The organism is Streptomyces caelestis (assembly GCF_014205255.1).
Classification (GTDB): domain Bacteria; phylum Actinomycetota; class Actinomycetes; order Streptomycetales; family Streptomycetaceae; genus Streptomyces; species Streptomyces caelestis.
On the sequence record NZ_JACHNE010000001.1, the window covers coordinates 2,417,868 to 2,431,475 of the forward strand.

Annotated in this window: 11 protein-coding genes; 3 read left to right on the forward strand and 8 right to left on the reverse strand. The window is 72.2% G+C overall.

Annotated elements, in window-relative coordinates:
- Nucleotides 1–16: 16 nt before the first annotated feature.
- From HDA41_RS10930 to HDA41_RS10955, 6 genes are all read right to left on the reverse strand, one after another.
- A complete protein-coding gene (locus HDA41_RS10930) occupies nucleotides 17–2,188 on the reverse strand; it encodes a serine/threonine-protein kinase (protein ID WP_184982957.1) in 2,172 nt (723 codons plus the stop codon).
- A gap of 116 nt (nucleotides 2,189–2,304) precedes the next feature.
- On the reverse strand, nucleotides 2,305–5,421 hold the full coding sequence (locus HDA41_RS10935; protein WP_184982959.1) for an efflux RND transporter permease subunit: 3,117 nt from the start codon (nucleotides 5,419–5,421) through the stop codon (nucleotides 2,305–2,307).
- A 160-nt stretch (nucleotides 5,422–5,581) separates the two neighbouring features.
- A complete protein-coding gene (locus tag HDA41_RS10940) occupies nucleotides 5,582–6,265 on the reverse strand; it encodes a response regulator (RefSeq protein WP_184982961.1) in 684 nt (227 codons plus the stop codon).
- Nucleotides 6,262–7,479, reverse strand: coding sequence for a sensor histidine kinase (locus HDA41_RS10945; protein WP_184982963.1), 1,218 nt, complete (start codon nucleotides 7,477–7,479; stop codon nucleotides 6,262–6,264). The genes HDA41_RS10940 and HDA41_RS10945 overlap by 4 nt, the downstream gene beginning before the upstream one ends.
- Before the next feature lie 181 nt (nucleotides 7,480–7,660).
- Nucleotides 7,661–7,939 (reverse strand): PspA-associated protein PspAA, encoded by a 279-nt coding sequence (gene pspAA, locus HDA41_RS10950; RefSeq protein ID WP_086605960.1) that lies wholly within the window; start codon nucleotides 7,937–7,939, stop codon nucleotides 7,661–7,663.
- A 23-nt stretch (nucleotides 7,940–7,962) separates the two neighbouring features.
- A complete protein-coding gene (locus HDA41_RS10955; RefSeq protein ID WP_150480420.1) occupies nucleotides 7,963–8,748 on the reverse strand; it encodes a PspA/IM30 family protein in 786 nt (261 codons plus the stop codon).
- A gap of 336 nt (nucleotides 8,749–9,084) precedes the next feature.
- On the opposite strand from HDA41_RS10955, the gene HDA41_RS10960 reads away from it, so the two are divergent.
- A complete protein-coding gene (locus tag HDA41_RS10960) occupies nucleotides 9,085–9,684 on the forward strand; it encodes a DUF3043 domain-containing protein (RefSeq protein WP_184982965.1) in 600 nt (199 codons plus the stop codon).
- 83 nt (nucleotides 9,685–9,767) lie between these two features.
- A complete protein-coding gene (locus tag HDA41_RS10965) occupies nucleotides 9,768–10,505 on the forward strand; it encodes a class I SAM-dependent methyltransferase (protein ID WP_184982967.1) in 738 nt (245 codons plus the stop codon).
- Between the two features lie 49 nt (nucleotides 10,506–10,554).
- On the opposite strand, the gene HDA41_RS10970 is transcribed toward HDA41_RS10965, so the two are convergent.
- Nucleotides 10,555–10,767 carry a hypothetical protein gene (locus HDA41_RS10970; protein WP_184982969.1) on the reverse strand — a complete coding sequence of 71 codons (213 nt, stop codon included), beginning with the start codon at nucleotides 10,765–10,767 and terminating at the stop codon, nucleotides 10,555–10,557.
- 252 nt (nucleotides 10,768–11,019) lie between these two features.
- Between HDA41_RS10970 and HDA41_RS10975 the strand changes: the two genes are divergently transcribed.
- On the forward strand, nucleotides 11,020–12,219 hold the full coding sequence (locus tag HDA41_RS10975) for a bifunctional adenosylcobinamide kinase/adenosylcobinamide-phosphate guanylyltransferase (protein WP_184982971.1): 1,200 nt from the start codon (nucleotides 11,020–11,022) through the stop codon (nucleotides 12,217–12,219).
- A gap of 290 nt (nucleotides 12,220–12,509) precedes the next feature.
- Here the strand turns inward: HDA41_RS10975 and HDA41_RS10980 are convergent, their stop codons facing one another.
- Nucleotides 12,510–13,553, reverse strand: coding sequence for a class I SAM-dependent methyltransferase (locus HDA41_RS10980; RefSeq protein ID WP_184982972.1), 1,044 nt, complete (start codon nucleotides 13,551–13,553; stop codon nucleotides 12,510–12,512).
- Nucleotides 13,554–13,608: the final 55 nt, after the last annotated feature.

The following is a 13,608-nucleotide window of genomic DNA, read 5'->3' on the forward strand; positions in this document are numbered from 1 at the left end:
CTCGCCCGGCCCGTCGTCACCCCGAGTGCGGTTTCCGCTCGGGGTCGGCGGGGTCGAGACTGAAGACGCCGCCGCCCGGTGTGGTCACGACCAGCGTCCGCCCGTTGACCAGCGCTTCGGGGCCGATGTCGCCAGGGGACAGCTTCAATGCGATACGCGGCGGTGTCTGCCACAGCGGTGTGCCCTCGCGTGCGTCGAAGGCCGCCATCCGGCCGTCGGGGCCTGCCACGTATACGACGCGCGTACGCCCGTCGTACACCGCCGCACCCGGCTGCGCCACGCCGCTCCGGGTCTGCCACAGCACACTGCCCGTCCAGGGCGACACGGCGGTCACCTCGCCGCCCGACGAGGTGAACCACACGGTGCTGCCGGCCAGGGTCGCGTTTCCGTGCACCTTCTCCGCCAGCCTCGTCGTGGTGAGGGACCCCTTGTCCATCAGCACGATGTCGTCGTAGGCGGTGTCACCGCCCGGCCCCACCGCCCGGCTCCGCTTCAGGAAGACCAGGTGTCCGTCGTAGGCCCCGAGCAGATCGGTGTCGTCCGCCGGTGTCGTGAGCCGCCGCGTCGAGCCGTCGGCGAGGTCCAGCGCGGCGACGAGGGAGTCCTGGCGGTCCCCCTGCGACTGCGAGACACACTCCAGGTACAGACCCCCGCCGGCCGGGGTGAGTAGGCAGGAGTGGTCCGCCGGGAGCGGGGCCGTCCAGCGTTCCGTGCCGGTGCGCGGCGAGTGGGCGGTCAGTGAGCGGCCGCTGCCGCCGTCCGGCAGCACCACAAGGCCGCCGACGACGACCGGGGCGGCGTGCACGTCGTTGACCGTACGCGACCACAAGCGGTCGCCCGTCCCGGCGTCGAGCGCGACGACACTGGTCAGGTCGTCGTCGAACGAGCCCCGCGGGGCTGCCTGCAGCACCAGCACGGTGTCGTCGCGGACCCCGAGGACGGTGGAGGAGTACGCCCCCTCACCGGTCCCGGCGGGTGCGGCGGCCCGCCAGACGGTCCTGCCGGTGCGCCCGTCCACGCGTACGGGAAGAATCCGGTCGCCGCCGCAGTAGACCGCGCCCTCGTGCACCTGGCAGCCAGGCCCGGGGGCATCGGCGTCGATGACGTCCAGGGCCTGCCTCGCACCGCGCGGGGCCGACTCGTACACAGTGGTCTGCCAGGGCCGCCAGCTCTCCGGGCTTTCGCTGCCCGCCCGTCCCGGGCCGATCAGCGAATAGGCCGTCAGTGCGAACACGATGGCACCGACCGTGCCGATCGCCGCCGACAAGGGCCAAGGGCGTCTGCGGGCCTTGGTGTCCGTCGGGTCGGCCCCGCTCCCGGTGCGGGATGCCGACTTCTCCGGCCGCAGGATCACGGTGGACGAGTCGCCCGCCTCCGGCTCCGGCAGGGCAGTCGCGAATACCCTGGCCAGTTCGTCGAGTCCGGGCCGGCCCGCGGGGTCCTTGATCAGGCAGCGCTCCAGGAGCCCGCGCAGCGGCTGACCGACCCCGTCCAGCACGGGGGCGTCGTGGACCACGCGGTACGCCGTCAGGTAGGGGCTGTCCGCGTCGAAGGGACCGCGCCCGGTGACGGCGTACACCAGCAGCGCCCCGAGCGAGAAGACGTCCGACGCCGGGCCGACCGTACGGGCGTCGACGAGCTGTTCCGGGGACATGAACGGCGGAGTGCCGATCATCTGGCCCGTCTCGGTCAGCGGCTGGTGGTTCTCCGCCGCGCGGGAGATGCCGAAGTCGATGACTCGGGGCCCGTCCTCGGCGAGCAGGACGTTGGCCGGTTTCAGGTCCCGGTGCACCACGCCGGCCCGGTGGATGTCGCGCAGTGCCTCGACCAGGCCCAGGGCCAGCCCGCGCACTTCGGCGTCCGGCAGGGCGCCCCGGTCGCGGATCCGCCGGGCGAGCGAGGGCCCGGGCACGTACTGGGTCGCCATCCAGGGCAGCGCCGCCTCGGGGTCGGCGTCCAGGACCGGTGCGGTGAAGGCGCCGCTGACCTTGCGGACGGCCGCGATCTCCTGCCGGAACCGGGTGCGGAAGACGGTGTCCGCAGCGTACTGGGCGTGCACCACCTTGATGGCGACGTCACGGCCCGACCGCGCCCTGCCCCGGTAGACGACGCCCATGCCCCCGGCCCCGAGCCGGTCGAGCAGCTTGTAGCCGCCGACCGACTTCGGGTCGTCGCTGTGCAGCGGCACGCCCGAATCCCCTTCCCCCGTAACGCCGTTCAGGCCCACAGGATACGTAACGGGACATGAGGGCGGCCGGGCACCGGCCATGAGGTCCGGTGCCCGGCCGCCGCCGGGTCAGGCCGTCACACGCCCGCGTGCTCCGGCTCCGCCGCGTCCGTGCGCTGGGCCGTCAGGCCCTTCTTCGCCGCGCGCTTGTTCGCCCGGCGCTCCTTGCGGAGTTCGACCATCGCGTACAGCGTGGGCACCAGCAGCAGCGTCAGCAGCGTCGACGTCACCAGGCCGCCGATCACGACCACGGCCAGCGGCTGGGCGATGAACCCGCCCTCGCCGGTGATGCCGAGGGCCATCGGCATCAGGGCGAAGATCGTCGCCAGGGCCGTCATGAGGATCGGGCGCAGTCGGTGCCGGCCGCCCTCGATCACGGCCTCGACGACGCCGTGGCCCTGCTTGCGGTACTGGTTGATCAGGTCGATCAGCACGATCGCGTTCGTCACCACGATGCCGATGAGCATCAGCATGCCGATCATCGCGGGGACGCCCATCGGGGTGCCGGTGGCGATCAGCAGGCCGATCGCGCCCGTGGCCGCGAACGGGATGGAAACGAGCAGGATCAGCGGCTGGACCAGGGACCGGAAGGCGCCGACCAGCAGCATGAAGACGATCGCGATGGCCGCGAGCATCGCCAGGCCGATGTTGGCGAACGCCTCCTCCTGGTCCTCGGAGACTCCGCCGATCGACGCCGTGGCGCCCGCCGGAAGCTTCAGCGCGTTGATCTCGGACTGGAGCTTGGTGCTCACCGCGCCCGTGTTGTCGCCGGTCGGCTTCGCGGTGATGGTGGCCGCGCGCTGGCCGTCGATGCGGGTCATGGAGACCGGGCCGTCGACCAGCTTCACCGTCGCGATGTCGCCGAGCTTCACCGCGCCCAGGCGCAGGTCCTGGAGCTGCTTCAGCGTCGTCGCGGGCTTCGCCGAGCGGATGACGACGTCGCGTTCGGTGTCGTCCAGGACCGCCTTGGCGGCCGTGGTGCCGCGGACGGCCTGGGCGACGGCGGCGCCGAGGGTCTGGTCGTTGAAGCCGGCCGCGGCCGCCTTGTCGTTGGCCTTCACGGAGATGCGCGGCACGCTGGTCGACAGATCGCTGGTGACGTCCGTGACGTCGTCGAGCGAGGCGACCGTCTTGCGGACCTCCTCGGCCGCCGTGCGCAGGACCTCGGCGTCGGCGGCCTTCACCACGACGCTGAGGTCCTGGCTGCCGAAGCCGTCACCGGCGGCGATGGTGGTCGTACCGATGCCCTTCAGGCCGGCCAGGCCCTTCTCGATGCGGTCCTGGACGTCCTCGTACGACGCCGAGTCGTCCAGCATCACCTGGTACGAGGCCTGGTTGGTGTCCGTACCGCCGCCGAAGGCCGCCATGAAGCCGGACGAGCCGACCGTGACCTGGTAGTTCTTCACGCCCTCGGTACCGGCGAGGAGCTGCTCGACCTTCTTGGCCTGGGCGTTCGTCGCCTCCAGGCTGGTGCCGGGCTTCAGCTCCTGCTTGACGGTGAGGACCTCGACCTCGCCCTGGTCGAAGAAGTTCGTCTTCAGCAGCGGGGCCATGCCGAACGTGCCGACCAGGACGACGATCGCGATGGCCACGCTGGTGAGCCGGCGGCGGGTCGCGAAGCGCAGGACCGGGACGTAGATGCGCTGCAGGCGGCTCTTGGCCTCCTTCTCCTCGGCGAGCCGGCGGGCCTCGTCCGCGTCCTCGGGGGTGCCCTTCGGGGGCCGCAGGAACCAGTACGACAGGACCGGCACGACCGTCAGGGAGACGAGCAGGGACGCCAGCAGCGCGGCCGTCACCGTCAGGCTGAACGAGCCGAACAGCTCGCCCACCATGCCGCCGACCAGGCCGATCGGCAGGAACACGGCGACCGTGGTGAGCGTCGAGGACGTCACCGCGCCCGCGACCTCGCGGACCGCGTTGAGGATGGCCGAGTTGCGCTCCTCGCCGTAGCCGAGGTGCCGCTTGATGTTCTCCAGGACCACGATCGAGTCGTCGACGACCCGGCCGATCGCGATGGTCAGCGCGCCCAGCGTCAGGACGTTCAGTGACAGGTCGCGGGTCCACAGCACGATCAGGGCGAGGACCACGGACAGCGGGATGGACACCGCCGTCACGAGGGTGGAGCGGATCGAGGCCAGGAAGACCAGGATGACCAGGACCGCGAAGAGCAGACCGAGCGCGCCCTCGGTGGTCAGGCCCTTGATGGACTTGGACACGGCCGGGCCCTGGTCGCTGACGACCGTCAGCTTCGCGCCGGAGCCGAGGTCCCCCCGCAGGTCCGGGAGCTTGTCCTGGACGGCGTCGGAGATGGCGACCGCGCTGCCGTCGCGGTCCATGGTGACGGCGACGGAGAGGCTGGGCTTGCCGTCCGTGCGGGTGATGGAGTCGGCCGGGGCCTCCTGCTGCTTCACCGTGGCGACGTCGCCGAGGCGCACCGGCTTGCCCTTGCCGGGCTCGCCCGTGACCATCAGGTCCTGGATCTGCCGCAGCGAGGTGAAGCCGCCGCCGACCTGGACCGTGCGGTTGGCGCCGCCCTCGGCGAAGGAGCCGGCCGGGACGGTCGCGCCGCCCGCCTGGAGGGCCTGGGCGAGGGACTGCGAGGTCAGACCCGCCTTCGCCAGCTTGGCGTCGTCGGGCGTGACGGCGACCCGGAGGTCCCGCACGCCGTCGACGGTGACCTGGCCGACGCCGTCGATGCTCTTCAGGTCCGGCACGACGGTCTTGTCGAGCTGGTCGGCCAGGGCCTGCTGGTCCCGGTCGGAGGTGACGGCGAGGACGACGGTCGGGATGTCGTCCGTGGAGCCGGCGACGACCTGCGGGTCCACGTCGTCCGGGAGCTGGACGCGGGCCCGGTTGACGGCCTGCTGCACGTCGGCGACGAGCTGTTCGGTGCCGTTGCCGTAGTCGAAGGACGCCATGATCAGGGCGTTGCCCTCGGTGGCGGTGGAGGTCACCCCGCTGATGCCGTCGACGGCTTCGAGACTGTCCTCGATGGGCTCGACGACCTGCTTCTCGACCACGTCCGGGGACGCGCCCTGGTACGGCGCCAGCACGGACACCATGGGCAGTTCGATGGTGGGCAGCAGCTGCTGCTTGAGCTGGGGTATCGCGATCGCCCCGAAGACGAGCGCGATGATCGACATCAGCCCTATCAGGGCCCGTTGCGCGAGGCTGAATCTCGACAGCCAGGACATGGGTCAGGGTCTCTCTTCTGTTTAACGGCAGAAGCGGCAACGGGCGCGCAGATGAGCGCCCGCCCTAACACCCTGAGCCATCGGCGAGGCCCGATCCGTAGGCCCCAAGTCCCGTTCCTTATACGGCGCATACTCCGGCCGCAGTACGCCCGGGCCGCACTCACTCCACCCTTGGACGGACCAGGCCGGACTCGTACGCGATGACCACGAGCTGCGCCCGGTCCCGGGCGCCCAGCTTGGCCATGGCCCGGTTGACGTGCGTCTTCACCGTCAGCGGACTGACCTCCAGCCGCTCGGCGATCTCGTCGTTGGAATGGCCGCCCGCGACCTGGACCAGCACCTCGCGCTCCCGCCCGGTGAGCGAGTCCAGCCGCTCGCCGCGGGCCGGGTCGCGGTCGCCCGCGTCGGGGCCGTCCTGGGCGAGGAAACGGGCGATCAGGCCGGTGGTGGCCGCCGGGGACAGCAGGGCCTGGCCGCCGGCCGCGGTCCGGATGGCGGTCAGCAGTTCCTCGGGCTCGGAGCCCTTGCCGAGGAAGCCGGAGGCGCCGGCGCGCAGCGACTGCACGACGTAGTCGTCGACCTCGAACGTCGTCAGGATGACCACGCGGACGTCGGCGAGTTCCGGGTCGGCACTGATCATGCGGGTCGCCGCGAGACCGTCGGTGCCGGGCATCCGGATGTCCATGAGGACGACGTCGGCCCGCTGCTCCTTCGCCATCCGTACCGCTTCCGCGCCGTCGGCGGCCTCGCCCACCACCTCCATGTCGGGCTCGGAGTCGACGAGCACACGAAAGGCGCTGCGGAGCAGCGCCTGGTCGTCGGCGAGCAGGACACGGATCGTCATACGGGGTCCTCCCCGGGGGTGCGGTTCTTGACCGGCAGGATCGCATGGACACGGAACCCGCCGCCGTAGCGGGGACCGGTGGTGAGGGTGCCGCGCAGGGCCGTGACGCGTTCCCGCATGCCGAGCAGCCCGTGCCCGCCGCCGCTGCCCGGGGCCGCGTCCTCGCCTCCGCCGTCGTCGAGGACGGTGATCTCGATGTGGGGTCCGACCCGTACGACGCTGACCTCGGCCCTGGCCTGCGGCCCGGCGTGCTTCTGCACGTTCGTCAGCGCCTCCTGGATGATCCGGTAGGCGGCCAGGTCGACGGCTGCGGGGAGGGTGGTGCCCTGGTCGGCGCGGGCGACCTCGATGTGCAGGCCGGCGTTGCGGAAGGTGCCGGTGAGTTCGTCGAGGCGGTCCAGGCCGGGGGCGGGTTCGGTGGGGGCCTCCGGGTCGCCGGACTGCCGGAGCAGTCCGACGGTGGCCCGGAGTTCGTTGAGGGCGGAGCGGCTGGCCTCCCGGACGTGGGCGAGGGCCTCCTTGGCCTGGTCGGGGCGCTTGTCCATGACGTGCGCGGCGACGCCGGCCTGGACGTTGACCAGGGCGATGTGGTGGGCCACGACGTCGTGCAGGTCGCGGGCGATGCGCAGGCGTTCCTCGGCCACCCGGCGGCGGGCCTCCTCCTCGCGGGTGCGTTCGGCGCGTTCGGCGCGTTCCCGGATGGCCTGGACGAAGGCGCGGCGGCTGCGGACCGCGTCGCCGGCGGTGGCGCCGATGCCGGTCCAGGCGAAGATCGCGAGGTTCTCCTGGGCGTACCAGGGCAGGCTGCCGGCCGCCATGGCGGAGCCGGTCAGCACGGTCATGGTGAGCAGGCCGACGCGCCAGGTGGTGAGGCGGTCGGTGGTCGAGGCGACGGTGTACAGGGCGATGACCGCGGACATGGCGACGGGGGCGCGGGGGTCGCCGGTGACGGATTCGATGACGGAGACCGTGCCGGTGAGGCAGAGGACCGTCATCGGGGCGCGGCGGCGGAAGACCAGGGCGGCGGCGCCGAGGGTGATGAGGACGAGGCTGAGGAGGTCGGGGGTGCGCAGGGCCCAGCTGACGCTGTCACGGTGGTGGGGCTCGACGAACGACCCGGCGACCATGCAGACCAGGACGCCTGCGGCCAGGACGGCGTCCATGGCCAGGGGATGTGCTTTGGCCTGGCATTTGACCCGCTGGAGGGTGCTCACGGGGGTTCACGGTAGCCGGGGTGGGTGTGCGGGGGTATGGGGGCCGGGGGTCGGAAGGCCGGTTGTGAGGTGCTCGGCGTGGGAGCTGAGGGCGGGGCGATGGCGCAACCCGGCGCGGCGGGGTGCGGCCGCGCCCACCCGTTCCGCCCTGGGCGGCACGTATGCCCGCGGTTACGTAGCTTCAGCCCGGAATCAAGCCGTCGTCGCTCAGCAGCTCCCTGACTTCCTCCAGGGTCGCGTCCGGGGACGGGAGGATCAGTTCCGATGGTTCCAGGGAGTCGTCGGGCAGGGGTTCGCCCAGGTCTCTGACCCTGGTCAGCAGGGCCTGGAGGGTGCGGCGGAAGCCGGGGCCGTCGCCGTTCTCCATTTCGGCCAGGAGTTCGTCGTCCAGCTTGTTCAGTTCGGCGAGGTGGCCGTCGGCCAGCCTCACCTGGCCCTCCCCCATGATCCGAACGATCATGTCGCCCTCCTAGGCGTGGGCCCCTACTGCTTGTCGAAGCGCGGGGTGTCCTGCGGCTGCTGCTGGGACTGCTGCTGGCTCGTGCCACCTTCGAGGGCCTGCTGCCCGGCGCTCGAGCCGCCGGCCAGTTCGGCCTTCATGCGCTGCAGTTCCAGCTCTACATCCGTACCACCGGAGAGCCGGTCCAGCTCGGCCTGGAGGTCGTCCTTGTGCATGCCGGAGGGGTCCTCCAGGGCACCGGAGGCGAGCAGTTCGTCGATGGCGCCGGCGCGGGCCTGGAGCTGGGCCGTCTTGTCCTCGGCCCGCTGGATCGCCAGGCCGACGTCGCCCATCTCCTCGGAGATGCCGGAGAAGGCCTCGCCGATGCGGGTCTGCGCCTGGGCCGCGGTGTACGTCGCCTTGATCGTCTCCTTCTTCGTACGGAAGGCGTCGACCTTGGCCTGGAGCCGCTGGGCCGCGAGGGTGAGCTTCTCCTCCTCGCCCTGGAGCGTCGCGTGCTGGGTCTCCAGGTCGGTCACCTGCTGCTGGAGGGCGGCCCGGCGGGACAGCGCTTCACGGGCCAGGTCCTCACGGCCCAGCGCGAGCGCCTTGCGGCCCTGGTCCTCCAGCTTGGTGGACTGGGACTGCAACTGGTTCAGCTGGAGTTCCAGGCGCTTGCGCGAGGTCGCCACGTCGGCGACACCGCGGCGGACCTTCTGGAGCAGCTCCAGCTGCTTCTGGTACGAGTAATCGAGGGTCTCGCGCGGGTCCTCGGCCCGGTCAAGGGCCTTGTTCGCCTTCGCGCGGAAGATCATCCCCATACGCTTCATGACACCGCTCATGGGCTTCGCGCGCCCCCTTCTGACCGACTCCGGCTCCAGCTCCTGCGACAGAACCCACAGTACGGGCCCTGCATCCATTACCGCACTGTTCGGGGACGGATGCGCTCATCCCCAAGGACGACTGAGCACGCTCCCGCTCCGGCGTAGGGAGTAGGTGGCCCCCGGGGTAACCCGGGATACCCCGGGTAACCGGAGCCGCACGTCCCGGGAACGACCGGGTGCGTACACAACGTCCCCTCTGTCCCCTTACAGACGACTGGTGTTGCCGGATCGTTCCCCACGGGACTGGGGTCCATGCCCGGGAAGCCCTTACCCTTGGGTTTTGTGTTCCGTAGCCGTGCGAAGGATGAGAAGGCCCAGGCCGCCGACAAGGCGCCGGTGAACTTCTCCAAGCAGCCCCGCGACCCGCAAGCCCCGAAGGGCAGGCCCACGCCCAAGCGCAGTGAGGCCCAGTCCCAGCGCCGCAGCGTCGCCAACACGTCGATGACGCGGAAGGAGGCCGCCAAGCGGCAGCGCGAGGAGCGCCGCAGCGCGCTGGAGCGCCAGCGTCAGGCGCTGGCGAGCGGCGACGAGCGGTACCTGCCCGCGCGTGACAAGGGGCCGGTCCGCCGGTTCGCGCGCGACTTCGTCGACTCGCGGTTCAACATCGCGGAGTTCTTCCTGCCGATGGCCGTGGTCATCCTCGTGCTGAGCATGGTGCGGGTGGCCGCGCTCCAGAACATCGCGCTGCTGCTGTGGCTCGTGGTGATCGTGCTGATCGTGCTCGACTCGTTCGTCACGGCGTTCCGCCTGAAGAAGCAGCTCAACGAGCGCTTCGCGGACCAGAACAAGCGCGGCGCGGTCGCCTACGCCCTGATGCGCTCTCTCCAGATGCGCCGGCTCCGGCTGCCGAAGCCGCAGGTCAAGCGCGGAGAGCGGCCCTGACCGCGACATCGTTCTCCGGGGGCGCGGCGGATGCCTGGCTGGACAAGCCGGGCGGGCTGCGCGATGTCGTCCGGCAGGAGCTGGTGGCCCGGCAGCTGGACGAGCAGATAGTCGGGCGCTTCCCGGTCGGCAAGCGGCTGCGGGTGCTCGACGTCGGGATGGGCCAGGGCACACAGGCGCTGCGGCTGGCCCGGGCCGGGCACCAGGTGACCGGTCTGGAGCAGGACGCGAAGATGATCGCCGTGGCCCGGGAATCCCTCGCCGGGGAACCGGAGGGCATCCGGGAGCGGATGCGGATCATCGAGGGCGACGGCCGGGACACCGGCGTGCACTTCCTGCCGGGCAGTTTCGACGTGGTGCTGTGCCACGGCGTGCTCATGTACGTGGAGGAGCCCGACCCGCTGCTGGCGGGCCTGGCCCGGATGCTCGCGCCCGGCGGACTGCTGTCCCTGCTCGTGCGCAACGGCGACGCGCTCGCGATCCGGCCGGGGCTGTCCGGCGACTGGGCGGGCGCGCTGGCCGCCTTCGACACGACCGCTTACCTCCCCCATTCTCGAACAGACTCGAACAGGGGGACTCCCATCCGCCTGGGGCTGGACGTACGGGCCGACCGGCTGAAGGACCTGACGGCGACGCTCGCCGGGATCGGGGCGCCGCTGCACGCCTGGTACGGGGTGCGCGTGTTCACGGACACGGCTGCGGACGGCGCCGAGGTCCCGGCCGACGTGGAGACGTTGCTCGCGGTGGAGGAGAAGGCCGGGCGGACGGATCCGTACCGCGGGGTGGCAGCGCTGCTGCACCTGTGCGGCGTCCGCGGCTGAGGCAGCGGACGAGGAGGTGGGCGAGGGCCGTCGGCCCCCGCCCCCGGGCTCACGCGTCGGTCGCGTGCAGGCTCATCGGCCCGTAGATCTCCGTGGCGTCCTCGAACAGCCGCACCTGGTCGGCGCCGCCTTCCAGCAGGGCCTTCCAGTGCTCCCCGATCCAGGACTCGGCGTCCCCCTGGGTGGGGAACTCCTCCGGCGGCACCGCGGGCTGGACCTCCGTCCCGTCGGTCTTCTCGAACCGCCACGTCCATGCCGCCATGTACGCCTCCCATGTGTGTGAGCACACTGCACAGCAAAAGCCGGATCTCGGTCCGGCTCCTGACGAGAGCCTATGCGCTCCGCCGGGTGTGCCGTCATAGGACTGCGGGTGACCGCTCACGCGCGGGTTGTCACGCGCGAATTCCGTGCGAGACCGCCCAGGGACTCCGTGCGAGGCTCCATACGGGGACGGTGGATGCTCCATAGGGGCTCCAGGCGCGCAGGAGCCGCGTGGGCAAGCGAAAATCGGTGCGTGGAACTCACTCTCCTCGGCACCGGCGCCCCCGCGGGACTCCCCCGCCCCCACTGTCCCTGCGCGGCCTGTGCGGCTGCCCTCGGCCCGGACGCGCGGGCGGCCACCGCGCTGCTCCTGGACGGGGCGCTGCTGCTCGACCTGACGCCCGGAGCCGCGTTCGCGGCGGCGCGGGCGGGCCGTTCCCTGACCGGCGTACGGCAGGTGCTGCTGTCGCATCCGCACGACGGGCCCGCGGTCGAGGTGCCGGCAGGGCTGCCGCAACCCGGCCGGGTGCCGGACCGGCGGGAGTTGACGCTGCTGACGGGGCACCGGGTCCGGGCGGTGGCGATGGACGCGCCGGGCACGGGGTACGCGGTGACCGGGTCGGAGGGGCAGCGGCTGCTGTACCTGCCGCCGGGCGGGGCGCCGGCGGGGCTCGAGGAGCCGGCCGAGTCGTACGACATGGTGCTCGCGGATGTCGTGGGGCGGCCGGACGCGCTGGCGAAGCTGCGGGCGGTGGGGGCGGTGGGGCCGACGACCGATGTGGTCGCCGTCCATCTGGACCACGACGTGCCGCCCGGGCCGGAGATCGGGCGGCGGCTCGCGGCGGCCGGGGCGCGGGCCGTGCCGGACGGGACGACGCTGGCAGTGGGGGCGTACGAGGACGTGCCGGACGTGCCGCGGCGGACGCTGGTGCTGGGCGGGGCGCGGTCGGGCAAGTCGGTGGAGGCCGAGCGGAGGCTGGAGGCCTTTCCGGACGTGCTGTACGTGGCGACGGGCGGGTCGCGGAACGGGGACACCGAGTGGTCGGCGCGGGTGGCCGCGCATCGGGAGCGGCGGCCGGGGTCGTGGCGGACGGTCGAGACGTGCGATCTGGTGCCGCTGCTGGAGGAGGAGGGGCCGCCGTTGCTCATCGACTGTCTGTCGTTGTGGCTGACGGATGCGATGGATGCCGCGGGGGCGTGGGACGACGCGGTGTGGGCGGAGCGGGGGGAGAAGGCGTTGCGGGAGCGGGTGCGGGAGTTGACGGAAGCGGTGCGTGCGACTCGGCGGACCGTTGTCGCCGTGTCGAACGAGGTGGGGTCGGGGATCGTGCCGTCGACTGCGTCGGGACGGCGGTATCGGGATGAACTCGGGCGGTTGAACGCGGGGTTCGCGGACGAGTGTGAGCATGTTCTGTTGGTGGTGGCCGGGCAGGCGGTGGTGCTGCGGGGGTGAGCGGTGCGCGGCGTCCGGGCTGGGGCCGGGTGGGTGCGCAGCTCGACGCGACGAGGTGCCGTTTGGGACGGGTGCCGCCCCAAACGGCACGACTGCCCGCAGCCAGGGCCTGCCGTTTGGATCAGGTCGCAGGGAATCGGCGGCGCCTTTCGGCGCCGGTGAGCGGGGCCTGGTGCGTGCAGCTGCAAGGCGGAGGAGGGCGTCGATGCGGAGCATCGGCAACCGACGACAACGCCGCAGATGCGCGTGCCAGGCCCCGCGTCTGCGATCTGATCCAAACGACAGACCCTCTAGGTGGCTTTACGGGCGACCACCCGGTACGTGTTCGCGAAGCGGGTGCGGCTGGCCACGGGGGCCAGGAGGTGATCCGCTGCCGATGCCAGGGCCACCAGGGGGATGCCCGCTCGGAGGAGGGCCGTGCGGGTGTGGCGGTGGAGCGGGGATGGGGGGACCGCTCGCCAGGGGGTGTCGGGGACGGGGAGGGCGTGGGAGAGGGCCAGGGCCGTGGCGCCCGAGAGGTCGTGGGGGATGTGGACGGGGCGGTGGTCCAGGAGGGCGATCGTGCAGCCGGCCGCCTCCAGTTCCGCGCGGAGGTTGTGCGGGGGAAGCAGGTGCAGATGGCGGGGCTGGTCGTAGGCGAGCCACCAGCGGCCCAGTAGCGCGGCGTACACGCTGCGGGGGTTGAGGGTCTCGATGAGCAGGTGGCCGCCGGGGCGCAGGGCTTCGAGGGCGGCGTGGAGTTCCGCGCGGGGGTCGGGGGTGCCCTCCAGGTGGTGGAGCATGCTGACCACGTCGTAGCGGGCGCGCAGGGCGGCCGCGATCCGGGGGTTGGTCAGGAGCCCCACGTGGGCCTCCTCGACGCGGTCGGCCGAGCGGGCGCGGACCACGCGCGGGGTGTGGTCCAGGCCGTCGAAGGAGGTGTACGGGAAGAACTCCCGGGCCGTCGCGGGGAAGCGGGCGTGGCCCGTCCCCACGTCCAGCCAGCTCTCCGGCTCCCCGAAGCGGAGCATCGCGCGGGCGGCCGAGCGGTGGCGGAGCCGGCTGGCGCGCAGCGCGAGGAGGGTGTCGGCCGCGACGTCCCGGGGCGCTCCGCGCACCGTCCGGTGGTAGAGCGCGAGGCCCTCGAACGTGAGGCGGGGGTTCTGGAAGGTGTGGCCGCAGTCCCGGCACTCGTCGACGGTGAAGCTGCCCGGCTTGTACTGCCGCAGGTCACCGGTGCGCAGCCGGTTCCGCAGCCGGGCGGAGCCGCACCAGGGGCAGTCCTCGCGGCGCGGCTCGTGGACCCGTGTGGTCGCTTGGACGGGGGGTGCGGAGGGGGCGGGCTGTGCGGTCATGGGCGGCTCCCGGGCGCGAGGCGTACGGCAGGGACGCACGACAATCCGCTGCAAA